Origin of the sequence: Pseudofrankia inefficax (assembly GCF_000166135.1) — a bacterium.
In the GTDB taxonomy this organism is placed as follows: Bacteria; Actinomycetota; Actinomycetes; order Frankiales; family Frankiaceae; genus Pseudofrankia; species Pseudofrankia inefficax.
The window spans coordinates 6,603,330-6,629,510 of sequence record NC_014666.1 but is presented as its reverse complement, the minus strand read 5'-3'; the positions used below and the strand labels follow the sequence as shown (position 1 = coordinate 6,629,510).

Genomic DNA, 26,181 nt, shown 5'->3' with positions numbered 1-26,181 from the left:
TCAGGCCTCCGTCGGCGCGGTGGTGTTCGCGGGCGCGGCGTCGGTGGCGCGGGTGGCTCGCACCTCGCGCAGTGCCCGCTTGGCCGAGATGGCCGCGGGGGCGCCGCAGTAGGCGGCGACCTGGAAGAGCAACTCGTCGAGTTCGGCGTCGCTGACCCCGGTGCGAGCCTGGGCGCTCGCGTGCAGCTTGAACTCCTCCATCCGACCGAGGGCCGCGGTCATCGCGAGCACCAGCAGGCTGCGATCCCGGTTGGAGAGCGCTCCGCCGCGGGTCCACACCCCCCAGGCCTGGCGGGTGATGTGGTCCTGGAAGTCCTGCGCGACCGGGTCGGTCTCGGCCTTCTGGGCATCGACGTAGGCGTCGCCCAGCATGGCCCGGCGCAACTCGTAGGCAGCGCTCAGTGCCTCGTCCACGGTCGTTCCTCCGATCCTCGGCGCCACCGAAGGAGGCGGCGCGAAAAGAGCCGACGTCGGCCACCGGGCGGCCCGGCAGTCCGGCGCCTGCCGGGGTAGGCGCTGGCCGTCAGCCCAAGGACAGGCTGACGGTCTTGGTCTGGGCGTAGTCGTGCAGGGCCTCGAGGCCCTTCTCCCGGCCGAAGCCGCTGTTCTTGTAGCCGCCGAACGGGGTCTCGTTGGTCAGCGGCCCGCCGTTGACGGCGACCTGGCCGGCGTCGATCCGCTCGGCCACCCGCAGCCCGCGCGCGACGTCGCCGCTCCACACGCTGGCGACCAGCCCGAAGTCGGTGTCGTTGGCCGCGGCGACGGCGTCCTGCTCGTCGCTGAAGCGCCGGGTCACCAGCACCGGGCCGAAGACCTCCTCGCGGGCGAGCGGGTGGGTGAGGGGCACGTCCGCGTAGACGGTCGGGCGGACGTACTGGCCGGCGGCGCCGGGACCGTCGTCGTAGGCGGCGCCACCGGTCAGCGGGGTGAGGCCGTCCCGAGACGCGTCGGCGAACGCGGCGAGCACCTTGCCGAACTGCGCCTCGGTGATGATCGGGCCGAAGTCGACGCCGGGCCGGAGCCGTTCGAGCCGCTCGACGATCCGGGCGACCACCTCGTCGTGCACCGAGCCCTCGACCAGCAGGCGGGTCGTGGCCGAGCAGACCTGGCCGGAGTTCGTCTGGATCGCGGCCGCCGCTGCCGCCGCGGCCCGGTCCAGGTCCGCGTCGGCGAAGACGACGACCGGGGACTTGCCACCGAGCTCAAGGGTCAACGGGATCAGCCGGTCCCCGGCGAGCTGGGCCAGGTGCCGGCCGGTCGCCACCGAGCCGGTGAACGCCACCTTGCGCACGAGCGGGTGCGCCGCGAGGGGGGAGCCGACCTCGGGCCCGGTGCCGGTGACGACGTTGAGCAGGCCGTCGGGCAGCCCGGCCTGGGTCGCGAGCCTCGCCAGCAGCACGGTGGACGTGGCGGTGAACTCACTCGGCTTGGCGACGATCGCGTTCCCCACGGCCAGCGCCGGGGCGAGCGCGCGGGACGCCTGGTTGAGCGGCAGGTTCCACGGGGTGATCGCGCCGATGACGCCGTACGGCTCCAGGCGGGTGTACGCGTGCGCCCCGGCGCCGAGGTCGATGGTGCGCCCGTTCAACGCGCGGACCACCCCGGCGTAGTAGCGGAAGTAGTCGACCGACATGGCGATCTCGAAGGCGACCTGGCCGGGAACCTTGCCCGTGGAGGCCCATTCGAGCTCCGCGAGCTCGTCGCTCGCGGCGGCCATCGCGTCGGCGACGGCGTGCAGCACGTCGGACCGCTCGCGCGCGGGCCGCGCGGCCCAGCCCGGCCAGGCGGCCGCCGCCGTGGTGACGGCAAGCTCGACGTCGGCGGCGGTGCCCGCGGCGATCGTGTCGCCCGGCTCGCGGGTCGCCGGGTTGTGGGTGGCGAAGTAGGCACCCTCGGCCGGGGCCACGGCCCGGCCATTGATCCAGTGGTCGTGCCGCCGGGTCTCGGCTGCCACGGCCGGCCGCCTGGCCGCGTTCTGGATATCGGTGACGCTCACCGGAACCACCTTCCCTTCCACACCGGGCGGTCGGTGCTCGGCGCAGGCGCGGGCACACTCCTGTGCGTCCGCGCTCCCGAACACCATGTCGATCTCCGCCGGGTCGGCCCAGCGTCGCTCACGCCTCATCTTGCTTCGCGATCGCGAGGCCGGGTGGGCCGTTGGCCTTCCTGGCTGGAAACTAGCTTCTCGCCCTGTGAGAATCAAACATGCGATCTCCGGCGCGGATGGCCGACGGCCGCGTCCGTGCTGGTGGTGGCCCGGGTCCGGGTCGCGCCGTTTGACTCGACTCCCGACCGCGTGAGAATCTGAGACTCAACTCTGAGAACGTGGTTCTCCGCCTGGCTGGGGACGGCTGGTGCGCGGGCGCGGGACCACGATCGCGAGACCACGATGCGGTCCGAGGCCGCGTTCCAGACACGGCAACGCCGACGGGGCCCGGTTTCGGTCCTGAGGTCACGGGCCCGGTTCTGGCCCTGAGGTCACGGGCCCGATCTTGGCCCTGAGGTCAGGGGCCCGGATTTGGCCCTGAAGTCAAGGAGGACGCGGGATGCTGACGCTCAAGGCCGCTGGCCTGCTCGATGTCGACACCGGTGAGATCATCCGGCCCGGCATCCTGAAGATCGAGGGCGAGTACATCGTCGGCGTGGGCGGTCAGCCCGAGGGTGAGGTCATCGACCTCGGCGACCTGGTCCTCCTGCCGGGTCTGATGGACATGGAGCTCAACCTCCTGATGGGTGGCCCGGGGGAGAACCAGTTCACCAGCCAGATGCGCGACGACCCGCCGCTGCGGATGATGCGCGCCACCCAGAACGCCCGGCGCACCCTGCGCGCCGGCTTCACGACCGTCCGCAACCTGGGCCTGTTCTGCAAGACCGGTGGCTACCTGCTCGACGTGGCCCTGATGAAGGCGATCGACAACGGCTGGGTCGACGGCCCGCGGATCGTCCCCGCCGGCCACGCGGTCACGCCGACCGGCGGTCATCTCGACCCGACGATGTTCGGCCAGTTCGCGCCGCACGTCCTGCAGCTCACGGTCGAGGAGGGCCTGGCCAACGGCGTCGACGAGGTCATCAAGGCCGTCCGCCACCAGATCAAGCACGGCGCCCAGGTCATCAAGATGTGCGGCTCGGGCGGCACCATGACCCTCACCGGCCCGGCCGGCGCGAAGCACTACTCCGACGCGGAGGTGCTCGCGATCACGGACGAGGCGCACCGGCGCGGGCTGCGGGTGGCCGCGCACACCCACGGCTCCGAGGCCGTGACCCAGATGATCGAGTGTGGCGTCGACTGCATCGAGCACGCTTTCATGATCGACGACGACACCATCGACCTGATGGTCAAGCGGGGCACCTACCTGGTGGCCACACAGGCGCTGATCGACGGCATGCAGGTGCTCAACACCTCCGACCCTCGGATCCAGGCGAAGGCCGCCCGTGACTGGCCGAAGGCGAAGGCCTCCATCAGCAACGCGATCGAGGCCGGCGTGAAGATCGCCATCGGCTCGGACGCGCCGGCGATCCCGCACGGCAAGAACGGCAACGAGCTGGTCACCATGGTCGAGCGCGGCATGACTCCGCTGCAGGCGATCCAGGCCGCCACTATCGTCGGGGCCGACCTGATCGACGTCACCGACCGCGGCCGGCTCGCCGAGGGCCTGCTGGCCGACGTCATCGCCGTCAGCGACAACCCGCTCCAGGACATCCGGGTGGTGACCCGCGTCCCCTTCGTCATGAAGGGTGGTAAGCAGTTCATCTACTGACATTCAGCTACTGATCTCGACGGTCGCGATGACGTCGACAGTGCCGAGACCCCAGCTTCCGCGCTCCCAAGTTCGGAGTAGACCGTGACCAAGCCGAACCGCATCGAGGATCTGGTCGAGATCCAGCAGACCCTCGCCCGTTACGCGGTGACCATCACCCAGGGCGACATCGAGGGTCTGGTCAAGGTCTTCACCCCCGATGGCACATACAGCGCCTTCGGGGACACGTTCGCGCTCAAGGACTTCCCGGCGCTCGTCGCGGCCGCGCCCAAGGGCCTGTTCCTCACCGGCACGCCGGCCATCGACTTCGCCGACGACGGCGTCAACGCGACCGGCACCCAGCCGCTGTGCTTCATCGAGCACTCCGCGCACGACATGCGCATCGGCTACTACCGGGACACCTACCTGCGCACCGAGGACGGCTGGCGGCTGCGCACCCGGTCGATGACGTTCATCCGCCGCAGCGGCGCCCACGACCACGGGATCCCGCATGTGATCGAGCGGATCAACCTGTGAGTCTGACCAGCCTGGTGCCGGACGGGTTCGTTCCGCCGGTCGACGGCGAGACCGTCACCGTCGAGGACTTCCGCGCCGCGGTGCGGGCCTGGCTCGACGAGCACGCGGCCGAGCTGGCCAAGCCGGTGGACGACCACTCGCTCGACACGGAGGTCGCCCAGCTCGGCAAGGTCCGTCGCGCGCTCTACGACGCGGGCTGGATGCGGTACGGCTGGCCGGTCGAGGCCGGCGGTCTGGGCGGCCCGGACGTGCTGCGGGCCGTGCTCGGCGAGGAGGTGGCGAACCGTGACCTGACCGACGCCACCAACTACTCGCTGATCGAGGTCCTCGCGCCGACGATGATCTCGTACGCCCGGCCCGAGCTCGCGGCCGAGATGCTGCCGCGGCTGCTGTCCGGCCGGGAGCACTGGTGCCAGGGCTTCTCCGAGCCCGGCTCCGGCTCCGACCTCGCCTCGCTGACGACCCGCGCCACGCAGCGCGAGGACGGCAGCTGGGTCGTGAACGGCCAGAAGGTCTGGACGTCGCTCGCCCAGTACGCCCAGCGCTGCGTCCTGCTCACCAGGACCGGCCCGGGCCACGCCGGCATCACCGCGTTCTTCCTCGACATGGACACCCCCGGCGTCACCGTCCGGCCGCTGCGCACGATGCACGGCGTCGACGAGTTCGCCGAGGTGTTCTTCGACGACGTCGTGATTCCGGCCGAGCGGCTGCTCGGCAAGGTCGGCGACGGCTGGAGCCTCGCGATGGACCTGCTGCCGTACGAGCGGTCCACCTGCTTCTGGCACCGGATCACGTACCTGTTCACCCGGCTCGACCTGCTGCTGGCCGACGTCGAGGCGCAGGAGACCGAACCCGCCGCGACGACCGACGCCGCGCTCGGCGCCGCCTACCTGGCGCTGCACACCATTCGCAGCCGGTCGCGCAACACCCAGCGCCAGCTGGCCGCCGGTGTGCACCTGGGCCCGGAGACGTCCGTCGACAAGATCCTGCTGGCGACCGCGGACCAGAAGCTCTTCGACACGGCCCGCGAGGTGCTGCCCGGCGCGATCGAGCTGACCGACGCGCACTGGCGGACCGAATACCTGTACTCGCGGGCGGCGACCATCTACGGCGGCACGGCGGAGATCCAGCGCAACATCGTCGCCCGCCGGCTGCTGAACCTGGGCAAGGAGTAGGCGTGGACGCGCAGGAACGGGACCTTCTCGCCGAGGCACTGCGCGGGACGATGACCGACACCCCGGCGGGCGCGGCGCTCGACGTGGCGCTGGCCGAGCTCGGCTGGGCGGACCTGCTCGCCGAGGAGTCCGCCGACGCGATCCCGCTGGTGTTCGCCCTGCTGGGGCAGACCGGGGCGCACGCCCCGCTGGTCAACGACGTCCTGCTCGCCGCCATCGGCTCGCCGATCGGCGGTGTCGTCGCGCTGCCCTACGCGGGTGGGCGCACGGTCGTCTGGGAACGGGCCGACGTCGTCGGCGAGGGGACGATCCTCGACGGTCCCGTGCCGTTGCGGGTCGTGGACGCGGGCGCGGCCGACGGCGGGAAGGTCGCGGCGGACCCGGTGGCGCTGGCCGCCGGCCGCCGCGCGCTCGCCTGGTGGCTGGTCGGGACCGGGCGCGCGATGCTCGACCTGGCCCGCACCCACGCGCTGGACCGCCACCAGTTCGGCCGCCCGGTCGCTGGGTTCCAGGCCGTCCGGCACCGGCTCGCCGAGACGTACGTCGCGCTCGAAGGCGCCGAGGCCACGCTGTCGGCGGCCGACGACGACCTCGGCGCGCTGCTGGCGAAGGCGGCCGCCGGCCAGGCGGCGCTGGACGCGGCCCGGCACTGCCAGCAGGTGCTCGGCGGCATCGGCTTCACCGCCGAGCACGACCTGCACCACCACATCCGCCGCGCCCTCACCCTCGACGGCCTGCTCGGCAACAGCCGCGAGCTCACCCGCGAGGCCGGCGCCCTCATCCGCGCCCGCCGCACGGCCCCCCGCATCGCCCAGCTGTAGGAACCGGCACCAGACCTGCCCGCGGCCTGGCCTACGGCTCCACCTTCGGGCCGTGATCGTCGTTTTCGCCCTCGGGTGGTCGCACAAACGCCCTGGCCACGACCATCCGAGGGCCCAAACGGCGATCAACAGCCGCGCCGCACCAGTGGCGACGACGAGAAGGAAACGCGAAAGCGGCCGGGCCCTGGCTGGGCTCGGCCGCCTTCGTGACTGGTGCTGATCGACTGGTGCGGGCCGTCAGTTGACGGACTTGATGGTGTCCTTCATCTGGTTGAGGTTCACCAGGACCGGGAATCCGGACACGGAGAGCGCATTGCCGTGGCCGGTCTCGTGAATGTCGAAGACCGACTGGATCGCCGCGTAGAACCCCTGCACGTCCAGGGTCTGGTTGACCGCGCGCTTGGCCTGGCGCAGGCCGAACGACGGCATCACCGCGATCTGCGCGGCCAGCGCCCGGGTCTCGGCGTCAAGGTCGGCCCGCGGGACGACCTTGTTCACCATGCCGACCTTCTCGGCCTCCTCGGCGGTGACCGCGCGGCCGGTGAAGAGGATCTCCTTGGCCTTACGCGCCCCGAGCTCCCAGGTGTGGCCGTGGTATTCGACGCCGCCGATGCCCATCGCGACCACCGGGTCGGAGAACTTGGCGTCGTCGGCCGCGATGATCAGGTCGCACGGCCAGCACAGCAGCAGCGCGCCCGCGATGCAGCGGCCCTGCACCGCCGCGATCGACGGCTTCGGGATGTTGCGCCAGCGCAGCGAGAACTCCAGGTACCGCCGCGCCTCGATGTTGTAGATGTCCTCAAGGGTGATCTTCGCCGGGGTCGGTGTCGACGGGTCCGGCTTCAGGTCGTGCCCGGCCGAGAAGTGCTTGCCCTCGGCGCGCAGAATGATGACCTTGACCTCGGGGTCCTCGGCCGCCTTCACCCAGGCGTCGTTGAGCTCCTCCAGCAGCGCGCCGTTCTGCGCGTTCGCCGCTTCCGGACGGTTCAACGTGATCGTCGCGATGCTGTCCGCGACATCGTAGAGAATGTACAAGTCGGTAACTCCCATGACCGTTTCGCTGACCGGTTAGCTCCGGGGCAGGCCGAGCACCCGCTCGGCGACAATCGTGCGCTGAATCTCCGACGTGCCGCCAGCGATGGTGCCGGAGAAGCTGTGGGCGTACCGCTTGAACCAGCTGGCGAAGAACCAGTCGAGGTTCATGTGCTCGAAGGGCCGCGAGTTCACGGCGCCGTCGAGCCCGGCCGGGCCCTGGGCGAGCAGGGCGTGGCGGGCGGTGGTCCGGACCGCCTCGGAGCCGAGGAGCTTCAGCACCGAGATCGAGGCGACGTCCTCCTGGCCGCGGGCAGCCTTGGCCAGCGCGGCCGAGCCGAGCAGCCGCAGCGCGGTCGCGTCCATCGCCAGGGTCGCGTAGCGGTCCCGGTCGAGCGTGGTCGTCGGCCGGAAGTCCTCGACGAACTCGTCGAGCCGGTCGGCGAAGTTCAGCCACAGCATCGTGCGCTCGTGCCCGAGCGAGCCGTTCGCGACGTGCCAGCCCTTGTTGAGCTCGCCGATGAGGTTCTCCGCCGGTACGCGGACGTCGTCGAAGAAGACCTCGTTGAAGTCCTGGTCGTCGGTCCCCAGGATCGAGCCGAACGGCCGGCAGGTGAGGCCCGGCAGGTCGGTCGGGATCACCAGAACGCTGATGCCCTTGTGCTTGGGCGCGTCCGGGTCGGTGCGCACGAAGGTCAGCAGGATGTCGGCGTCATGCGCGCCGGACGTCCAGATCTTCTGCCCGTTGACGACGAAGTGGTCGCCGTCGAGCGTCGCCCGGGTGCGCAGGCCGGCGAGGTCCGAGCCAGCGCCCGGCTCGCTCATCCCCAGCGCCGCGGTGATCTCGGCCTTGAGGATCGGCACGGCCCAGCGCTGCTTCTGCTCGTCGGTGCCGAAGGTCAGCAGTGACGCGGCGATGATGCCCAGGCCCTGCGGGTTGAAGCTGTGGTAGATGCGCCGCTTGCCCAGCTCCTCCAGATGGACGAACTGCTGGAGCAGGCTGGCGTTGCGGCCGCCGAACTCCGGCGTGTTCCCGGGCAGCAGCCAGCCGTTGTCGAACAGCAGCCGCTGCCAGCGCCGTGACCAGGCCGGCATGTGCGCGGTCGAGGTCGGCCGCTCGGCGGCCTCCTCGACGGCCGGCAGGTTCGCGTCGAGGAACGCGGTGAACTCGGCGCGGAACGCCTCGACGTCGTCGTCAAACCGCAGCTGCATGACGCTCCTTCGCGGGCTGGTCGCCGGCCGTCGCCGGGCCGTCGAGCAGGGCGGCGGCGATCCTGGCCCGGTGCACGTCGGCCCCGCCGAGCAGCAGCTCGCCGGCCAGCGCCCGCTTCAACGCGAACTGCAGGTCGTTCTCCCAGGTGAAGCCCATGCCGCCGAACAGCTGGAAGCCGCTCTCGAATACCAGCGAGGTGCACTCGCCGGCCGCGGCCTTCGCCATCGCCGCCGCGGTCGCCCGGCGGGGGTCCTCCTCGGCCAGGGTGAGGGCGGCGAAGTACGCCAGGGCGGTGGCCCGCTCGATCGCGACGTGCATGTCGACGGCCTTGTGCTTGACCGCCTGGAACGAGCCGATCGGGACGCCGAACTGCTCGCGGGTGCGGACGTGGTCGAGCGTCAGTTCCAGCACGCGCCGGCAGGCGCCGACCATGGTCAGGGCCAGACCGGTGAGCGCGATGTCGCGGGCCAGCTCGACGTCGGCCTCGACCCGCCGCGCCGCCGGGACCCTGACCTGCCAGAAGCTGACGTCGGCGACGTGCAGCAGCGGGTCGAAGGCCTCGGTGCGGTGGACCGTCGCGTCGGCGGCGGGCACGGTGAACACCCCGGCGTCGGTGACGACCGCGAACCAGTCGGCCCGGTCGCCGTCGAGCACGTGGTGCGCGGTGCCGTCGAGGATCCAGGCGCCGTCGCCGTGTGGGTCGAGATGCGCGCTGACCCCGTCGAACACGGCGGTGCCGGTCTCACCGTCGCCGGCGGCCGACCCGTCCGTAACCCCGGCCACCAGCGGCGCGAACCAGGTCATGGTGGCCAGGTAGGGCGTCGGGTCGGTCGCCCGGCCGAGCTCCTCCAGCACGATCGCGAGCTCGACCGCCTCGCTCGTCCCGGTCAGCTCGGTCCAGCCGAGCTCGGCGTAGGTCCGCCACAGTGGCATCGGGTCGACGCCCTGATCGGCGACGGAACGGACCAGCGCCGGCGGGCACTCCTTCGACAACACGTCGCGGACAGTGGCGCGCAGCAGCTGTTGGTCCTCGTCGAACTCAAAGAGCATGTCGGCTCCCACTGACGGTTAGTGACTTTTCAGCCACGAGGGCCCTCCTACCGACATTTCGCTCGGACTCGTGCGAGAATACCATTCTCCAAAGATGGAAGCATCCTCTCGCGAGTTGCGCGGGTGGAGGGAGCCAAGAGCACACGTGGTTGCACGCATAGTGGGGAGTACGTTCTTCCCATGGCGCAGGATCAGGAGCTTGCCGTGAGCACGCTGAGTGAAGAGCCGGCCTGGAAGCAGCGTGCGGTCGAGCGCTCCACCAAGGCCGCGCGGCTGCGTGCCGAGCGCAAGGTCCAGCAGTTCCTTGAGGCCGCCCAGGAGATCATCGTTGCGAAGGGGTCGACCGACTTCACCGTACAGGAGGTCGTCGACCGCTCGCACCAGTCGCTGCGCAGCTTCTATCAGCACTTCGGTGGCAAGCACGAGCTGCTGCTTGCCCTGTTCGAGAACGCCCTGCGCCGCTCCGCCGACGAGATCCGCGCCGCCGCCACCTCCGAGGTCGACCCGCTCGCCGGGCTCGAGCTCGCCGTCCGGATGCTGTTCGCGAGCTCGCTCCCGGGCCCGGAGAGCAGTCATCCGCTGTTCACGGACTTCGCCACGCAGCTTCTGGTGAGCTACCCGGCGGAGGTGCGGTCCGCGCACGAGCCAATGCTCACCCTGTTCGCCGAGCTGATGGGCCGCGTCGACGCGACCGGTCAGCTGCGCACCGAGCTGCGGCCGCGCCGGGCCGCCGCGATGGTGATGCAGTCGGTCATGTTCCTGGCCCAGTCCACGGCGGTCGTGGCGGACAGCGAGGGCGCCCACCCGCTCACCGGCGACGAGGTGTGGAACTTCTGCGCCGGAGGGTTCGTCCGTCCCCTCGCCGGGTGACGGACGAACCTCGCGTGGCCCAGCCGCCCAGGTCGGCCGGCTGAGCCCGCCCGGGTCAGGACGAGCCCGGGTCCAGCAGCTGGTTCATGCGGGCGGAGGAGATCGGCCGGCCGCACCTGGCCTGGCCTCCGAACATCGGGTCGAAGGCGGAGCCGTCCGCGCGGACCTGGATGAAGTTGTAGCAGGACTGCGGCGCCTTCAGGTTCGTCGCGAAGTTGACCGGTGCCGGAACGAGGCCGAACCCGTCGTAGTTCGTGACCGCGCGCAACCCGGAGATGAAGGATTCCCTCGTCGGGCACTTCCCGGCCGCCTGCAGGCCGCGGATGAAGATGTCGGCGGCGACGAAGCCGTCGACCGCGCTGTCCGACCGCACCGACTGGATCTCGGGGGCGTACTTCGCCATCGCCGCCTCGAAGGTCTGCTGGCGCGGGGTGTCGAGCCAGGGCTGGACCTCGGTGAAGATGATCGTGCCGGCGATCGCCTTGCCGGAGCTGGCCAGCACGGCGGGGTCGTAGCCGAGCGGCATCATGGTGATCTTGAGGTTGACGCCCAGGCTTCGGGCCGCCGGGATGAGCTTGGCCGCCGTGCTCGGGAGCAGGACGCCAACCAGCGCGTCGATATCGTCCTGTTTGAGCTGTTTCGCGACCGCCTGGTAGTTGGTGACCGCCTCCGCGATCTGGAACTCTCTCACGATCTTGACGCCGGATTCCAGCAGGCTCGCCTCGTACTGGCGACTGAAATCGGAGTTGGACTTGTTCCCGGAGACCTCGAGCACCGCGGCACGGGAGGCTCCCGCCGCATTGATGACGTCCCCCCACACGGTGCTCGAGCCATCGCTCAGGTAATAGAACGAGAACATGTTGTTCCGGCCGACCCAACCCGGGTCGCTGGCCAGCCCGGTCACCGGAATGTTCTGCTGGTTGAGCCAGGTGATGGAACCGTTGCTCGCGCCAGGGGCCTCGATGATGCCGAAGACGTGCCCACGGCCGACGAGATCCTGGGCACCGAGGAGATTGAGATCCTGACTGCTCTGGTCATCGCGCCACGCGTAGCTGACGGTGCGGCCGAAGACGCCGCCGGACTCGTTCGCCAGCCCGAAGCGAGCGTCGACGCCGGAGCGGAAGTCCGGCATGGAGCTGGCGCCGTCGCCGCTGTCACTCCACAGCAGCCCCGCATTGACCGTGGTGCTCGTGATGCCCGGCACCTGCGTCGAGCAGGAAGCCGCGGAAGTGGCGGAGCCGGAGCTGCCGCAACCGGCCAGCCCAGCCGCGAGGCTTGTCGCGATCACAGCTAGCGCGCCAGCGCGAACTAACCGACTGCGTCCGGGTGACGACACTTCATCGCTCCTCTGGTGCGGATGCGAACGTCCGGGGCCCCAGGGCCGCCGCGACGTGAGGGGGCGGACGTCGCGCGCATCGCGACACCGCGTCGGATGGACGGAAACCTAGCGCGTCACCTGGTCTCGGCGCGATGGTTTCTCAACGGCGTCCATATAACGTCGATAGTAATCGCCGGCTTTGCCGTAACCGACAAGGGGCGCCCGGTGAATGCCGGACGCCCCTTGTCGCGCTTTGACCCCGTGTTCGGCGGTAGTCATTGCGATGGACGCGGTGTGTGTGCGGAGCCGCGTGGGGACGGAGACGCCAGGATGCGCGCCGGCCTCTCGCCGGGCGCATCCGTCCGATCACTGGTTGGCGGCGGCGACCTCTGCCGGGCTGATCGGGCTCCCGCAGAACGGCTGCCCACCGTTCTGGGGTTGGAACGCCGCCCCGTCCTGGCTGATCTTCAAGAAGTAGTAGCAGCTCGTCGTCTGCTTGTAGTTGGCCGACAGATCGTTCTTCGCGAGCGGGGACATGCCTGCGCCGTCGTAGTCCTTGACCGCGCGCAGCCCGGAGATGAATGACTGTCGGGTCGGGCAGGCGCCGGCGGCCCGCAGGCCCCGGATGAACAGGTCCGCCGAGATCCAGCCGTCCACGGCGCTGTCCTGCGTCGGGGGCTGGATCTCCGGTGCGTAGAGCTCCATCGCGGACGTGAACGCCCGCTGCCCGGGGGCGCCCTCCTCGAAGGGCCTGATCGCCGTGGCGACGGAGACCCCGGCGAGCGTCCTGCCGTACTTCGCCAGGACGGTCGGGTCATAGCCGAGTGGCATCTGCGCGACCTTGAGGCTCTGGCCCAGGTTCAGGCCGACCTCTTTGAGCGCGGGGATCAGCTGGGCGGCGGCGTCCGGTAGCAGGACACCGGCCAGGGAGTCGATGCCGGCAGCCTTGATCTGCTGCGCGAGCGACGCGTAGTTGGTGGTGGTGTCCGAGATGGCGAAGGTCCTGACGACCGTGATGTGCGCGGCCTTCAGGCTGGCCACGATCTGCTGGGTGAAGTCGCCGTTGGACGCGTTCGCCGACACGGCGATGACGGCGGCCCGGGTGCCGTGCTCGTGGCTGACGTAGTCGCCCCAGGTCGTGACCGAGCCGTCGCCGAGATAGAACCAGGAGAACATGTTGTTCTTGCCCAGCCAGCTGGCGTCGCTGGCCAGGCCGGTAACCGGGATGCCCTGGCTGGCGAGCCAGTCCGAGGTCTCCGCGCTGGTCGCGCTCGGCATCGCGATGATGCCGAAGACCTTCTCGTTCTGGACCAGGTCCTGGGTGCCGTGCAGGTTCAGGGACTTGTCGGCCTGGTCGTCGCGCCAGGCGTAGGTCACCTTGCGGCCGAGAATGCCGCCCTGTTCGTTCGCCGCATCGATCCTGGCGTCGACTCCGGCGCGGAAGGCCCGCATGGTCTCGGCCGACGGCCCGGTATCGCTCCAGACCATTCCCGCCTTGACGCCGGTCGGCGTGATTCCGGCGACGGACGAGGTGCAGGAGCCCGCGGCGGCCGTCGTGCCTGGGCCTCCGCAGGCCACCAGCATCGTGAGCCCGGTGGCCGCGGCGAGTAATGCGGCTTTCGTCCGGGATGAGCTCCGCCATCGGAACGGCGCCATGGTGATTCTCCTGCAGCTTTTCGGTGGTCGAAATCGACTCGATGCTGGCGTGGGGAGGGTTCTAAAAGAGAAGGGGCGCCCGATGAAACCCGGGCGCCCCCGACCTGTCGCCAGGAGTGAACCTCGAAGTAGGACTGGTCTCAGCTCGCCGTCGCGGTGACACGCATTGCGCGGCGCGTCACAATTCCTCCGGTCAGGGCGCGACGTCGAGCACGACCTTTCCGATCGCCTTTCCGTCGGCGACGTGCCGCAGCGCGCCGGCCGTGTCGTCCAGGTCGAAGACGGAGCCGATGTACGGGCGAACCTTCCCCGACGAGAGCAGCTCCGTAAGCTCCCGGTCGTCGCGAGCGAGCTCGTCCGGCCGGTGGGTGGCGAAATCGCGCATCTGGAAGCCCATGATGTGCGCACCCTTGAGCAGCACCAGGTTCAGCGGGATACGCGGGATGGTTCCCGACGCGTAGCCGACGGTCACGAAACGCCCGTCGAAGCGCAGCGCCCGCAGCGCCGCCTCCGAGAGGTCCCCGCCGACCATGTCGACGACGACGTCGACGCCGTCCGGGTGCGCCACCTTCAGCGCCTTCCGGAGGTCCTCGACCGTGTTGTCGAGCAGCGTCGTCGCGCCGTTCGCCGCGGCGATCTGGAGCTTGTCGGCCGCGTTCGCCACCGCGGTCACCTCGGCGCCCAGGGCGACGGCGAGCTGGACGGCCGCGAGGCCGACGCCGCCACCCGCGCCGAGCACCACCACCCGCTCGCCCGGCTGGACCCGGGCCATCGAGCGCAGCACGTGGTACGACGTGCGGTGCGCGACGACGAAGGCCGCGGCCGACCGGTCGTCCACCCCGTCGGGGATGGGACGCAACGACTCGGGCCTGCACACGACCTGCTCGGCGAAGGCGCCGACGAACACCGTCCCGGCGACCCGGTCGCCGGGGGCGAGGCCGGTGACGTCCGCGCCCACCTCCTCGACGACACCGGCGAACTCGCTGCCGGGCACGAACGGCACGGGTGCCTTCACCTGGTAGGTGTTCGCGATGACGAGCACGTCCGGGAAGTTGACCGCAGCCGCCCGGACGCCGACCCGGACCTGATCCGGCCCGACCGGCGGAGTGTCGATCTCCTTGACCTCGATGACCTCCGGGCCGCCGTACTCCACACAGACCGCAGCCTTCATGGGTTCACTTCCCCGTGTGCTTGTAGTCCGTGGTCGAGGCGAACTCGGCCGCGTTGCGCATCGCCTGCTCGATGACCGGCCCGAACGCGAGCAGCTTCGGGTCGTTGCCCGCCCGCGCGAAGCCGCGCTCCAGGACGATCGCGATCTTCCAACGGGCCAGCACGAGGTAGTAGTCGAGGTCGTCGACCTGGCGGCCGGAGACCTTCGCGTAGTGCTCGACGATCTTGTCCCGGGTCGGCATCCCGAAGTGGTCGACGTAGCCCGCCTTGACCGCGTCCCGGTCCAGCGGGTTCTCGGGCCAGTTCATGACCATCCAGGCCAGGTCGAGCTTGGGATCGCCGACCGTGCCCATCTCCCAGTCGACGAGCGCGGCCAGCTTGGCCGGGACCTCGTTCTTGAACATGACGTTGGCGAACTGGTAGTCGCCGTGCATCAGGCCGGGGATGTAGTCGAGCGGCCGGTGGTTGCGCAGCCAGTCGGTGGCCACGTCCATGCCCTCGAGCTCACGGGTCTTGATCTTCTCGAAGAAGCTGGTCCAGCGGTCGACCTGGCGCTCGTGGAAGCCGTCGGGCCGGCCCAGGTCCTGCAGGCCCTTGGCCTGCCAGTCGACCTTGGACAGCAGCGCGATGCCCTCGGCGAGCTGGTAGCCCAGGCCCTGGCGCAGGTCCAGGTCGCTGTCGAACGGCTCGGGCCACTTGCGGTCCTTCATGTTCATCGGCGACCAGCCGTCGACGAAGCCCATGAGGTAGAAGGTCCGGCCGAGCACCGAGTGGTCCGTGCACACCGCGACCGCCGCGGTGTGCGGGACGTCGGTGCCGTCGAGCGCCTCGATGATCCGCCACTCGCGCAGGATGCCGGCGTCCCGGTCGGCCGGCGCCTTGGCCGGCGGGATCCGGATGACGCACTGGAAGTCGCCGCGGGTCAGCAGGTAGATCTCGTTCTGGGTCCCGCCGGACAGGAACTTGGACGAGAGCGGGGCGCCAGCGCCCGGCAGCCCCTGGGTGTCCATCCAAGCGGCGAGCTTGTCGAAGTCGAGCGGTGTCGGGTCCGCGTCGCTCACAGGTGTTTCCCCATTTCAAGAGTGCTGGATCTGGTTTCGGGGACCTGGCGGCCCTACTGGTTGCCGACCTCGTGCTCGAGGAACTCGGCGTACTTGGCCTGGGCGGCCTCGAGCTTCGCGGGGATCCACTCGGTGGGCCACATGCCGTCGGTCGGCTTGTAGTCGCGCAGGACCTGCTTGGCGACGGTCACCTTGTGGACCTCGGTCGGGCCGTCGGCCAGGCCCATCACCGCGGCGCCGTTGATCGACTTGAAGAACGGCATCTCGTTGGTGGTGCCGAGGGCGCCGTGGATCTGCATCGCCCGCCACGCGATGTCGTGCAGGATCGTCGGCATGACGATCTTCGCGACGGCGATGTCCTTGCGGACCCGCTTGTAGTCCTGGTACTTGTCGATCTCCCAGGCGATGTACATGACCAGCAGCCGGAACTGCAGCAGCTGGGCGTACGAGTCGGCGATGAAGCCCTGCACGAACTGCTTCTCGGCGAGCTTGCTGCCCGCGGTGGTGCGCGAGAGCGCCCGCTCGCAGGTCATGTCCAGCAGCCGCTGGGCCTGGCCGATGGTGCGCATCGCGTGGTGGATGCGCCCGCCGCCGAGGCGGGTCTGGGCGATGGCGAACGCCTGGCCCTCGCCGCCGAGCAGCGCCGACTCCGGCACCCGCACGTCCTCGTAGTGGATCAGCGCGTGCATTCCGTCGCCGAGGGGCTCGCCGGCCAGGCCGACGTTACGGACGATGTTGATGCCCGGGGTGTCCGACGGCACCAGGAACATCGACATGCCCCGGTACGCGCTCACGTCGGGGTTCGTGACCACCATGACGATGAAGAAGCTCGCCGTCCTGGCGTTCGACGAGAAGTACTTCCACCCGTTGATGATCCACTCGCCGCCCTCCTTGTGGGCGCTGCAGGTGAACTGCGTCGGGTCCGCGCCGCCCTGCGGCTCGGTCATCGAGTAGCTGGAGAACATCTCGCCGTCGAGCAGCGGCTGCAGGTAGCGCTCCTTCTGCTCCGGCGTGCCGTAGTGCGCGATGATCTCGGCGTTCCCGGTGTCCGGGGCCTGGCAGCCGAAGATGATCGGCGCCCACGAGGACCGGCCCAGGATCTCGTTGAGCAGCGCCAGCTTCTGCTGGCCGAAGCCCTGGCCGCCGAGGTCCGCGCCGAGGTGGGTCGCCCACAGGCCCTGGTCGCGCACCTGCTGCTTGAGCGGGTCGATGAGCCGGCGGCGGGTCTCCGTCAGCGGGACGAACTGCAGGTCCGGGAAGGCGAGGTCGAGCGGCTCGACCTCGTTGCGGACGAACTCATCGGCCCAGTCGAGCTTCTTCTGGTACTCGGGATCGGTCTCGAAGTCCCACGCCATCGCTGTGTGTCCTTCCTCGTCGTCCCTCGAAGAATACGATTCTGATGTTGCCAAACACAAGTCTGGATCTTCAGAACCCGACTTGGTGGGCCGGCGCCTCGGCCCGGGTGCCTACCCGGCGTGATGCGCGGGCAGCTTGTCGATCAGCGCGCCGACGTCTTCCAGCGAGCGCAGCGTGTCGTTGAGGTGGGTGCAGGTCGAGATGCCGGTGAAGGTGTCGCGGACGTGGCGGCGCAGGCCGTCCGGGCGCCGCCCGACCAGCCGGCCGGCGCTGGCCAGCGCCACCGGGCACTCCTGCCACGGCAGGGCGCCGAAGTCGGCGGTGCAGCTGGTGAACGTCCCCGACCGCGGGTCGACGGTCGCGTGCACGGTGTACTCGTGCAGCGCGGTCTCGACGCCGCCCGCGTCCATGTGGCTGTCGCGGAAGAAGCACTCCACCCGCGCGTCCGGCTCGCCCGGCTCCCACCAGACGTCGAGACGCCGGCGTCGGCGCATGCCGTGCGCCGGCAGCGGGCCGACCTCGTGCCAGCCGTCCGGGTCCGTGCCCGCGATCGGGCCGACCGCCGGGCCGACCGGCCTCGGTACCTGCCCGGTCTCCTCCAGCCCCCGGACGATCGTGCCGCCGGTGATCCAGCCCGCGCACAGGTCCGGGTACTGCAGCGTCAGCCCGGCGGCCTTGCGCTCCCGGTCGAACGGCGCGGGGGCCACCTGCTTCTGCAGCGCGTAGCCACTGATGAGCAGCGCCGTCGGGAGGTCGTCGAGCAGCTGGAAGCGGACCGAGCGGCTTTCCCCCTCGCCGGGCAACGCCTCGATGACCTTCTGCCGGAAGCCCGACGCGGCCCGGGCGCCGAGCAGGGCTCCGAGCCGGGGCTCGCCCGGATCGGTGTCGATCCGGGCGATCGCGCGCTCCGGGAAGGTGACCTCGACCATCACGCGCTGCGCCGCGAGGATCGACGTCGAACCGTCGGGCTCGACCCGCAGGTCCCGGCCGCGCGCGTCGAGGGTGACCGGCCCGCGCAGGCCGGACAGCCGCAGCGAGTCGTGGGTCGTCGTGCGGCGGACCAGGCCGGGCCGCCGTGGCGGCGTGGCGGTGGCCGGCCCGTCCGGTGCCGCCGGTCCGGTCAGCGTGTCGTTGGTCATCCGGTCACCCCTCGTCGTGTCGGGCCGCCCGTCGCTCAACCGACCCGATCAGGCTGGGCGTACCCGAGCAGCGCGTCGCGATCCTCGGCGAGGGCGAACCCCCACGAGATCAGCCGGTCCGCCGACGCGGTGAACCGGGCGAGGTACTCGTCGCGCGACGGGTACAGCGCCGCGACCCGCTCGGCGGGCAGCGGCACGGTCGAACCGAGCAGCTGACAGATCAGCGACGGGTTCGGCCCCGGGATTCCCGACAGGACGTCGACGGGGACCTCCACCGGCGGCACCCGGATGCCGCCCCGGGCGATGCCGTCGTCGTCCCGGACGATGTCGCCGCCGGCGGTCTCGATCCGTGACGACGTCGCGGGCTCGATGCCCTCGCGCACCCAGCCCTCCAGCGCGCGTAGCGCGGCCTTGATGACGACGTGCGTCGGGGCGTCGTTGATGGCCACTCCGCAGCCGAGCAGATCGGCGAACGCCCCGACCGTGTGCCGGTCGGCGTGCGCGGCGCCGGCCACCTCCCAGGTCCGGACCTTCTCGGTGTCGTCCTGGCGGGAGCCGAGCGAGTGCAGCACCTGGTTGAGATCGCCCTCGGCCTGCACCATCAGGACGGGCGTCGCCGTGTCCGCGCGGATCACGACCGGGCTGGTGGCGGCCAGTTCCTGCAGGCCGGCGGGCCGGCCGGGGGCGGCGAGGTTCAGCGCGCCGAGACCCCGGCTGTGCAGCAGATAGCCGTCGAAGAGCCCGTGGGTGCTGGGCTCGACCCCGTTGAGATAGGTGACCAACGCGTAGGCCGACTGCGACTGGCCCCAGGCGAGCAGGACGGACGGCGTCACCCCGCCGAACAGCTCGCCGCCTGTCCGGACCACACGGGCGGCCTGGGTGAAGATGTCGAACGCGAAGCCGTCGCCGGGGTGGACGAGACCGCCGTACCGCTCCGGGTCGGTGCCGACGAGGCCCGGAGCCTCGGAGCCTTCGATGGTCGACGCGGTCACCGGGCCACCGGCGACGCCGATCAGCTGCGCCGACACGCCAACCCAGAGGTGGCCCCGCCGGGTGATCTCCTCGTGGCGGCCGCCCAGCCGGTATCCGAGTCGTGCCCGGAGCTGACGTTGAGCCACTCGACGATGGCGACACCGCTGAGGTCCGCGGGCGCCGCCGGGCGGCGCACCACGATCCGGGTGCGGTAGGGCGCCGTGCCGGCCGGCTCGAACGACCAGCGGCCGTCGGAGCTCAGCGGCCCGGCGGGCCGGTAGGCCGTCGCCGTCCCGGTCGCGGTGAACTCCTGCTCGACATAGCCCACGCCGGCGAGGTCGGCCGGCACCGGCGAGGCCAGGTAGACGCCCTTGCCGTCCGTTAACTCGGCGAGATCGAGCGAGCCGGCGACGGTCACCGGGCCGCTCCCGCCGCCCAGTACCCCTCGAGGCCTGGCTTGATCGCGCTGCTGACCAGCTCGACGCGCGGTCCCTGGGTGCCGCGGTGGTAGGTCCAGTACGGCAGCCCGTCCGGGCCGACGCCCTCGACCTCCAGCGGCATCCCCAGCGCGACCAGGGCGGCGGAGTCGGCGACCACGTCGTCCGACCAGTAGCCCAGGTGGTGCGCGCCCGAGTTGGACGGCGTCCAGACGGTCCCCGGGATCGGCCGGATGATCTCCAGGCGCGGCTCGTTGACCGAGTAGGTGAACCGGTTGGTGATCGTCTTCTCGACCGGGCCGTCGGCGGTGTGGATCCGGACGTTGGTGTCCGCGACCAGCTCGTCGCACCACTCGTAGCCGAACAGCTCCGTGAGCCGCTTCAGCTCGGACTCGAAGTCCTCGACGATGATCCCGACGTGGTACAGGTTCTCGGGCCGAAGGGTCGTCACAGCTCCACCACTACTCGAATAGCACCGGATGCCCGGTCGCCCGCGACTCGGAACGCCTCGACGGCGTCCTCCAGCGGGAACCGGTGGGTGATCAGGGTCTGGGCGATCTCGGGGTTGTCGGCCAGCATCGCGGCCGCCTCGGCGATCTCGGCCACCGCTTCGCCGTCGCCGCGATCGTGCATGCAGTAGCCGATCGACGGCAGGATGCTCGCCTCGAGATGGAACAAGGTGCTCCAGTCGATCGGCACCGGACCGCGATGCGTCGCGACCGAGACGACCCTGCCGCGCGGGCCGACGAGCTCGACCGCGCGGGCGAGGCTCTCCATCGTGCCGGCCGCGTCGAGCACCACGTCGTAGCGTCCGGTCGCCCCGATCTTGGCGCCGAGCCGCTCGCCGGCGGCGACCTGGTGCGGGTGCCTGGCCTCCAGCGCGACCTCGGTCGCGCCCTGTCGGTACGCGCTGGCCACCGCCAGCAGGCCGAGTGCCCCGGCGCCGACGACCGCGACGGACGTGTCCGGACCGGTGTGCGCGAGGCGCAGCGCGTGCCAGCCGACGGCGGTCGGCTCGGCCAGCGAGCCATCCCTGACGTCCAGCCCGCTCGGCAGCGGGATGAGCCGGTTCGACTGGATCTGGAACTGCTCGGCCATGCCACCGTCGGTGGTCGCGCCGAGCGCCTGGGTGAAGTGCGTGGGACAGAGGTTGTAGCGGCCGCTGCGGCAGTGGTCGCACTCGCCGCAGCTGAGGACCGCCTCGACGACGACGGCCGTGCCGTCCGCGCGGATGCCGGCCAGCTCGTGGCCCACGACCCTGTTCAGCCCGTACCTGAGGTACATGAGGTCAGAGCTGCAGATGCTCGCGGACTTCATCTCGACTAACTCGCCACCGATGCCTGGCGGCGCGTCGAGCTCGACGACGGCGACGGCGCCGTCCGTCGCTCGGACAGCTTTCATGGGCGCTCCCTGACTGGGGACTCGTGTGCTGGCGATCGGTGCTGGTGGGGAGGGCGGTGCTGGTGGGGGTGCCGGCTGGAGGCGCGGTGCGGCGGGGGAGGGTCAGGGGGCGTCCGGCGCGGGGGCGCCGCTGACCGCGCGCAGCAGGAAGCGGGTGATCCGTTCGACGTCGGCCTCGGTGGGCTCGGCCCGGCGCCACAGATGGTCGGACAACGTGCCGAGCGTGGCGTGCGCGGCGAGGCTGCCCTCCAGCGCCGGGTCCTCGCTGCCGAGCGCGGCGAACGGCTCGTGCAGCAGTACCGCCAGCGGTCCCGCGGCCGGGTGGCGGCCCGAGGCGACGTCCCCGCTTCCGCTGCCGTTCCACAGCACCGCGAGGGTCGACTCGGCGACGTCGCCCATGGCCTGCGCGAGCACCGCCTCGACCCAGCGGCGCACCCTGCCCGCCGGCGTCGGCTCCTTGCTCATCTGATGGTCGACGTAGCTGGCGAGCCGCTCCGCGCCGTCCTCGATCAGGGCGGCGACCAGGGCGTCCTTCGACGGGAAGTGGCGGTAGAACGCGTCGTTCGACAGGCCTGCCTCGGCCACGATGTCGGCGACCCGCGGCCGCGACGAGGTGCCGTTGCGGATGACCACGACGAGGCCGGCGTCCAGCAGCCGGCGGACCTCGTTGGTGTAGCCGGCGGTGCGCGCCGCCAGGGTGCGCGCGGCGGTCCGGGCGGCGACGTCCTTGCCGCCCGGCGAGGCCGAGGCGTCGCGGGCCGTCGGGACCTCGTGATCCTGGGCGGGGACGTGCCCGGGCCCGCCGGGCAGGAGTCGATCAGCGTTCTGTGTCATCAGAATCCGATTCTGACATGTCGGGTGGGCAAAGTCACCGGCCCCCCGAACGATTCGCCACTGGGAACCGAGCGATATGCGTGATACATATTGTGTGCACTCTGCACATGCCTAGGAGGGCCGCCATGAGCGCCAGCCGGACCACCGCCGCCGCAGCCCCGGCCCTGGCTGCTCCGCCGGTGCGGGCGGACGCCGTCGTCGCGGTCCTCGCGACCGTCGGCACGTCGATGTCGCTGATGCAGACGCTCATCATTCCGCTGATCCCGAAGCTGCCGGCGCTCGTGCACACGTCGTCGTCCAACGCGTTCTGGGCGATCACCGCGACGCTGGTGGCCGGCGCCGTCGCCAACCCGGTCTTCGGCCGGCTCGGTGACCTGTTCGGCAAGCGGCGGATGATGCTGGTCGCCGTCTCGACCCAGCTGGTCGGCTCGGTCGTCGGCGCCCTGGCCACGTCGATCGTCCCGCTGGTCGCCGGCCGGGCGCTGCAGGGCATCGGCATCGCCGTGATCCCGCTCGGCGTGAGCCTCATGCGCGACCTCCTGCCGGCCGAGCGGCTGGTCTCGGCGATGGCGGTGATGAGCTCCTCGCTGGGCGTCGGCGGCGCGCTCGGCCTGCCGCTCGCCGCGATCATCGCGGAGAAGGCCGACTGGCACGTGCTGTTCTGGATCTCGGCCGCGGTCGGCCTGGTGCTGGCAGTGCTGATCGCCCGGGTCATCCCCGAGTCGCCGGTGCGAGCCACCGGCGGATTCGACGTGCCGGGCGCGATCCTGCTGTCCCTGGGCCTGGTCGGTCTGATGCTCGCGATCTCGAAGGGCGCCGACTGGGGCTGGGGGAGCGCGCTGACGCTCGGCCTGCTCGGCGGCGGGGTGCTGGTCCTGCTGCTGTGGGGCCTGTTCGAGCTGCGCGTCGACGGGCCGCTCATCGACCTGCGCACGATGGGCCGCCACCAGGTGATCGTCACCAACGTCGCGTCGATCGCGCTGGGCTTCTCGATGTACGCCCAGTCGCTGGTCATCCCCCAGCTGCTGCAGCTGCCGAAGGAGACCGGCTACGGGCTCGGCCAGTCGCTGCTGGCCACCGGACTGTGGATGGGCCCGGCGGGCCTGGCGATGATGGCCATCTCGCCGGTGGCCGGGCGGCTGATCTCCGCGCGGGGGCCGAAGACCGCCCTGATCGGCGGCGCGGCCGTGGTCGCGGGCGGCTACCTGCTGACGCTGGTCCTGTCCGGCAGCCCGGCCGGGGTCCTCGGGTTCTGCATCGTCATCAGCGCCGGGGTCGGGCTCTCGTACGCCGCCATGCCGACGCTGATCATGCGTGCCGTGCCGGCTGAGGAAGGCGCCTCGGCCATCGGCCTGAACACGTTGATGCGCGCGATCGGCACGTCCACGGCGAGTGCGGTCCTCGGCGCGGTGATGTCGAGCATGACCAGCTCGCTCGGACCGGTCCGCGTGCCCTCGCACTCCGGGCTGCAGGTCAGCTTCATGATCGGCGCCGGGACGGCGGTGCTGTCCTGCCTGATCGCCTGCGCGCTCCCGCGCCACCGGGCGGCCGCGGCGCTGGCGACCCCGAGCCCGGCGACCCCGGGCCCGGTCGCCACGAGCGCCCCGAGCCCGGCGATCCCGGGCCCGGCGATCCCGGGCTCGGTCGCCATGAGCGCCCCGAGCCCGGTTGCCCCGAGCTCGGCGGCGGAGGCCGAGCTCGAGGCGGAGCGGCTGTCCGCGGCGCTCGCGGTGGCCGGCGACTAGCTCCGGCCGCCCCGGGGGACGTCGCGGAAGGCACGGCCACGGTCGAGCGATGGCTCGCGCGGCATTCCGAGCACCCGCTCGGAGATGACGTTGCGAGCCATCTCGGTCGTACCGCCGCCGAGGGTGGCCGTCTGGCGCATCAGGAAGTCCGCGCCGACCTCGCCGCCGGCGCCGTCCTCGGCCGACCAGGCGGCTCCCAGCTCGCCGACGATGTCGAACGCGAGGGAGGTCAGCCGGGTGGACGTGACGCCCGCGCAGAGCCGGGCGATGGCCGCCGACTGGTCGGACATCTTGCCGCTGCGCATGCCGGTGGCGAGCCGGTTCTGGAGCGCGTCGCGCACGAGGTCGAGGGTCCGGCCCTCGCCGACCAGGTCGCGCACCCGCGAGTCCGCCAGGCCGCCGGTGGCACGGGCGATGTCGAGCACCCAGGACGAGCTGACGCCGTGGATCGAGTTGCCGCCCGTGCTGATCGTGTAGGGCGAGCTGGCGTAGGTGCGCTCGTGGAACATCCAGCGGGTCCCGACCGTCCAGCCGTCGTCGACCTGGCCGATCCGGGCGGTGTCCGGGACCCGGACGTCGGTCATGAACTCCTGGCAGAACTCCATGCCCCCGTTGAGCATCTCGATGCGCTGCACGTCCACGCCCGGCGAGTTCAGCGGGAAGATGAAGACGGTCAGGCCGCGGTGCTTGGGCACGTCCCAGTTGGTGCGGGCCAGGCACAGCGCCCAGTCCGACCACCAGGCGCCGGTCGTCCAGATCTTGGAGCCGTTGAGGATCCAGTCGTCGCCGTCCCGGGTCGCCGTGGTGAGGGCGGCCGCGACGTCCGAGCCGCTGGAGGGCTCGGACAGGAACTGCATCCAGATCTCCTCGCCCTTGAGGATCGCCGGGATGTGCGCCAGCTTCTGCTCCTCGGTGCCGAACTCCAGCAGCACCGCGGCGCACGGCGCGAACGTCGGCACCTGCAGGCGGGCCGGGTACTCGTAGCCGGCGATCTCCGCGCTGAACGCGCGCTGGTGCTCGTAGCTGAGGCCCTGGCCGCCGTACTCGCGCGGGAAGCAGAGGCCCGCGAGCCCGGCGTCGAAGAGCATCCGCTGGATCTCGCGGTCGCGGGCGACCGCGGCCAGCTCCTGCTCGTCGGTCCGCGTCGGGCGCAGGATGCCGACCTCTTCGTTGGCCTCCAGCGGCCGCAGGTTGGCGCGGATCCAGGCCCGAGCCCGAGCCCGGAACTCCTCAAGGCTTTCGGTGCTCTCGGTCATGCGGCCTGCTCCTTGAGGTGCTCGAAGATTCCGGCCAGGCGGGCCCGGTGCGTCGCCGGGGTGCCGAACAGGGTCCGGTTGACGGTGACCCGGCGCAGGTAGAAGTGCAGGTCGTGCTCGAAGGTCACGCCGATGCCGCCGTGGATCTGGACGCAGTCCTGCAGCAGGTCGGTGCTGCACTCGCCGATGTACGCCTTCGCCGCGGTGACCAGCTCGGCCGCCTCGGGGGCGCCGGCGTCCACGGCGGCGGCGGCCTTGTCGCAGATCGCGTGGCTGGCCTCCAGCCACATCTTCATGTCGGCGAACCGGTGCTTGAGCTCCTGGTAGGAGGCCAGCGGCCGGCCGAACGAGTAGCGCTCGAACGCCCACCGGACGGTCGTGTCGAACGACGTCTGCATCGCGCCGACGCTCTCGGCGCAGGCGAGGATCGCGGCGACCTGGAACTGCCGCTCGATCTGCTCCGCGGCGTCACCGAGGCTGCCGACGACGGCCTCGGCGGGCAGCCGGACCCCGTCGAACGTGACGACGGAGAACCGCCTGGTCAGGTCCACGGTCCGCAGCGGCGCGACGGTGACGCCCGGCGTCGCGGTCGGGACCAGCACCTGCGCGAACCCGGTCTCGGACCCGGCGACCTTCGCGGTGACGAGGATGTGACTTGCCTGCGCGGCCGACTCGACCGGGCGCGCCAGCCCGTCGAGGACGACGTCGCCGCCGTCGGCCCGTACCTGGACCCGGACCTGGTCCGGCACGCCGAGCGTCAGCCCGGGCTCGCCGAGCGCGCAGGTGGCGAACGAGCCGCCGGACAGCAACGACTCCAGGACCGCGAGGTGGGCCTCGCCGCCGGACCCCTCCAGCGCCAGCGCGCCGGACAGCGCCGACATGACGACGTTCGCCGCCGCCAGCGGGCCGGGGGCGGCGCAGGCGCCGAACTCGTGGGCCAGGATCGTCAGGTCGGTGCGCCCGGCCCCGCTGATCGAGCCGCCACCGTGCTCCTCGGCCACCAGCGGCGACGTCCAGCCCAGCTCGGCGCCGGCGCGCCAGTAGTCCGGCGTGAAGCCGGCGGGGTCGTCCCGCAGCCGGCGGATCTCCTCGGGGGGCACGCGGTCGGCGAGGAACCGCGCGGTCGCCTCCCGGAAGACCTCCTGGTCGGGAGTGAGCTCTAGCAGCATTCGGTTACCTCGATCGAAAGAGTCGAGCAGCTTGGGCGAGCGCGCGTGACGGTCGCCGTCGTCAGGGACCGTGTGGTTAGCTGGTGATGACCGCCCGTTCAGGGCGGTCCTTCATTTATCGACTTCGACGTCGAAGTTTGTCAATCGACAGGTAGGACGCCGCCCCGCCGCCGGTACGGGGCCGCCGACGCGCCGCCGGTACCGGAGACGCTGACCTGCGTGGCTTTGAGTC

22 protein-coding genes and 1 pseudogene are annotated in these 26,181 nt (G+C 71.1%); 6 read left to right on the top strand and 17 right to left on the bottom strand.

Features of this window, described 5'->3' with window-relative positions:
- On the bottom strand, positions 1–414 hold the full coding sequence (locus FRAEUI1C_RS26830; protein ID WP_013426504.1) for a carboxymuconolactone decarboxylase family protein: 414 nt from the start codon (positions 412–414) through the stop codon (positions 1–3).
- 109 nt (positions 415–523) lie between these two features.
- A complete protein-coding gene (locus FRAEUI1C_RS26825) occupies positions 524–1,996 on the bottom strand; it encodes an aldehyde dehydrogenase family protein (RefSeq protein ID WP_232425136.1) in 1,473 nt (490 codons plus the stop codon).
- A gap of 550 nt (positions 1,997–2,546) precedes the next feature.
- Between FRAEUI1C_RS26825 and FRAEUI1C_RS26820 the strand changes: the two genes are divergently transcribed.
- The 4 genes from FRAEUI1C_RS26820 to FRAEUI1C_RS26805 all read left to right on the top strand — a co-directional run bounded on the left by FRAEUI1C_RS26820 (position 2,547) and on the right by FRAEUI1C_RS26805 (position 6,270).
- Positions 2,547–3,758: a metal-dependent hydrolase family protein gene (locus FRAEUI1C_RS26820; RefSeq protein ID WP_013426502.1), complete on the top strand. Its 1,212-nt coding sequence runs from the start codon at positions 2,547–2,549 to the stop codon at positions 3,756–3,758.
- 84 nt (positions 3,759–3,842) lie between these two features.
- Complete coding sequence (locus tag FRAEUI1C_RS26815) at positions 3,843–4,274, top strand: nuclear transport factor 2 family protein (RefSeq protein WP_013426501.1); 432 nt, start codon at positions 3,843–3,845, stop codon at positions 4,272–4,274.
- Positions 4,271–5,449, top strand: coding sequence for an acyl-CoA dehydrogenase family protein (locus tag FRAEUI1C_RS26810; RefSeq protein WP_013426500.1), 1,179 nt, complete (start codon positions 4,271–4,273; stop codon positions 5,447–5,449). The genes FRAEUI1C_RS26815 and FRAEUI1C_RS26810 overlap by 4 nt, the downstream gene beginning before the upstream one ends.
- 2 nt (positions 5,450–5,451) lie before the next feature.
- The gene (locus FRAEUI1C_RS26805) at positions 5,452–6,270 is read left to right on the top strand and encodes an acyl-CoA dehydrogenase family protein (RefSeq protein WP_013426499.1); all 819 of its coding nucleotides are present in this window, start codon (positions 5,452–5,454) and stop codon (positions 6,268–6,270) included.
- A gap of 237 nt (positions 6,271–6,507) precedes the next feature.
- On the opposite strand, the gene FRAEUI1C_RS26800 is transcribed toward FRAEUI1C_RS26805, so the two are convergent.
- Genes FRAEUI1C_RS26800 through FRAEUI1C_RS26790 form a run of 3 tightly spaced genes read right to left on the bottom strand, consistent with a single transcriptional unit; the run spans position 6,508 to position 9,565 of the window.
- The gene (locus tag FRAEUI1C_RS26800) at positions 6,508–7,305 is read right to left on the bottom strand and encodes an enoyl-CoA hydratase (RefSeq protein ID WP_041259659.1); all 798 of its coding nucleotides are present in this window, start codon (positions 7,303–7,305) and stop codon (positions 6,508–6,510) included.
- 33 nt (positions 7,306–7,338) lie between these two features.
- The gene (locus tag FRAEUI1C_RS26795; protein ID WP_013426497.1) at positions 7,339–8,514 is read right to left on the bottom strand and encodes an acyl-CoA dehydrogenase family protein; all 1,176 of its coding nucleotides are present in this window, start codon (positions 8,512–8,514) and stop codon (positions 7,339–7,341) included.
- Complete coding sequence (locus FRAEUI1C_RS26790) at positions 8,498–9,565, bottom strand: acyl-CoA dehydrogenase family protein (RefSeq protein WP_013426496.1); 1,068 nt, start codon at positions 9,563–9,565, stop codon at positions 8,498–8,500. The genes FRAEUI1C_RS26795 and FRAEUI1C_RS26790 overlap by 17 nt, the downstream gene beginning before the upstream one ends.
- Before the next feature lie 204 nt (positions 9,566–9,769).
- On the opposite strand from FRAEUI1C_RS26790, the gene FRAEUI1C_RS26785 reads away from it, so the two are divergent.
- On the top strand, positions 9,770–10,435 hold the full coding sequence (locus FRAEUI1C_RS26785; RefSeq protein WP_013426495.1) for a TetR/AcrR family transcriptional regulator: 666 nt from the start codon (positions 9,770–9,772) through the stop codon (positions 10,433–10,435).
- A gap of 55 nt (positions 10,436–10,490) precedes the next feature.
- On the opposite strand, the gene FRAEUI1C_RS26780 is transcribed toward FRAEUI1C_RS26785, so the two are convergent.
- The 10 genes and pseudogenes from FRAEUI1C_RS26780 to FRAEUI1C_RS26735 form a co-directional block, all read right to left on the bottom strand.
- Positions 10,491–11,771, bottom strand: a complete 1,281-nt coding sequence (locus FRAEUI1C_RS26780) for an ABC transporter substrate-binding protein (protein ID WP_013426494.1) — start codon at positions 11,769–11,771, stop codon at positions 10,491–10,493.
- A gap of 348 nt (positions 11,772–12,119) precedes the next feature.
- Positions 12,120–13,409, bottom strand: coding sequence for an ABC transporter substrate-binding protein (locus FRAEUI1C_RS26775; RefSeq protein WP_013426493.1), 1,290 nt, complete (start codon positions 13,407–13,409; stop codon positions 12,120–12,122).
- 193 nt (positions 13,410–13,602) lie between these two features.
- Positions 13,603–14,580: an NADPH:quinone oxidoreductase family protein gene (locus FRAEUI1C_RS26770; protein ID WP_013426492.1), complete on the bottom strand. Its 978-nt coding sequence runs from the start codon at positions 14,578–14,580 to the stop codon at positions 13,603–13,605.
- 4 nt (positions 14,581–14,584) lie between these two features.
- Positions 14,585–15,589, bottom strand: a complete 1,005-nt coding sequence (locus FRAEUI1C_RS26765; RefSeq protein ID WP_049807261.1) for a phosphotransferase family protein — start codon at positions 15,587–15,589, stop codon at positions 14,585–14,587.
- A gap of 104 nt (positions 15,590–15,693) precedes the next feature.
- Complete coding sequence (locus FRAEUI1C_RS26760) at positions 15,694–16,995, bottom strand: acyl-CoA dehydrogenase family protein (protein ID WP_013426490.1); 1,302 nt, start codon at positions 16,993–16,995, stop codon at positions 15,694–15,696.
- Positions 16,996–17,106: 111 nt separating this feature from the next.
- On the bottom strand, positions 17,107–18,135 hold the full coding sequence (locus FRAEUI1C_RS26755) for a DUF2889 domain-containing protein (protein WP_013426489.1): 1,029 nt from the start codon (positions 18,133–18,135) through the stop codon (positions 17,107–17,109).
- A gap of 35 nt (positions 18,136–18,170) precedes the next feature.
- Positions 18,171–19,435: pseudogene (locus FRAEUI1C_RS26750) on the bottom strand (alpha/beta hydrolase domain-containing protein).
- 86 nt (positions 19,436–19,521) lie between these two features.
- Positions 19,522–19,995, bottom strand: a complete 474-nt coding sequence (locus FRAEUI1C_RS26745) for a VOC family protein (protein ID WP_013426488.1) — start codon at positions 19,993–19,995, stop codon at positions 19,522–19,524.
- Complete coding sequence (locus tag FRAEUI1C_RS26740) at positions 19,992–20,945, bottom strand: zinc-dependent alcohol dehydrogenase (RefSeq protein ID WP_013426487.1); 954 nt, start codon at positions 20,943–20,945, stop codon at positions 19,992–19,994. Before FRAEUI1C_RS26740 ends, FRAEUI1C_RS26745 begins: the two co-directional genes overlap by 4 nt.
- A gap of 102 nt (positions 20,946–21,047) precedes the next feature.
- Complete coding sequence (locus FRAEUI1C_RS26735; protein WP_013426486.1) at positions 21,048–21,779, bottom strand: TetR/AcrR family transcriptional regulator; 732 nt, start codon at positions 21,777–21,779, stop codon at positions 21,048–21,050.
- A gap of 125 nt (positions 21,780–21,904) precedes the next feature.
- On the opposite strand from FRAEUI1C_RS26735, the gene FRAEUI1C_RS26730 reads away from it, so the two are divergent.
- Entirely contained in the window at positions 21,905–23,524 is a 1,620-nt protein-coding gene (locus FRAEUI1C_RS26730; protein WP_013426485.1) for an MFS transporter, read from the top strand.
- Here FRAEUI1C_RS26730 and FRAEUI1C_RS26725 read toward each other — a convergent pair.
- Both FRAEUI1C_RS26725 and FRAEUI1C_RS26720 read right to left on the bottom strand, forming a co-directional pair.
- Positions 23,521–24,780: an acyl-CoA dehydrogenase family protein gene (locus tag FRAEUI1C_RS26725; RefSeq protein ID WP_013426484.1), complete on the bottom strand. Its 1,260-nt coding sequence runs from the start codon at positions 24,778–24,780 to the stop codon at positions 23,521–23,523. The two genes, FRAEUI1C_RS26730 and FRAEUI1C_RS26725, sit on opposite strands and share 4 nt — an antisense overlap.
- A complete protein-coding gene (locus FRAEUI1C_RS26720; RefSeq protein WP_013426483.1) occupies positions 24,777–25,949 on the bottom strand; it encodes an acyl-CoA dehydrogenase family protein in 1,173 nt (390 codons plus the stop codon). The genes FRAEUI1C_RS26725 and FRAEUI1C_RS26720 overlap by 4 nt, the downstream gene beginning before the upstream one ends.
- Positions 25,950–26,181 lie beyond the last annotated feature (232 nt).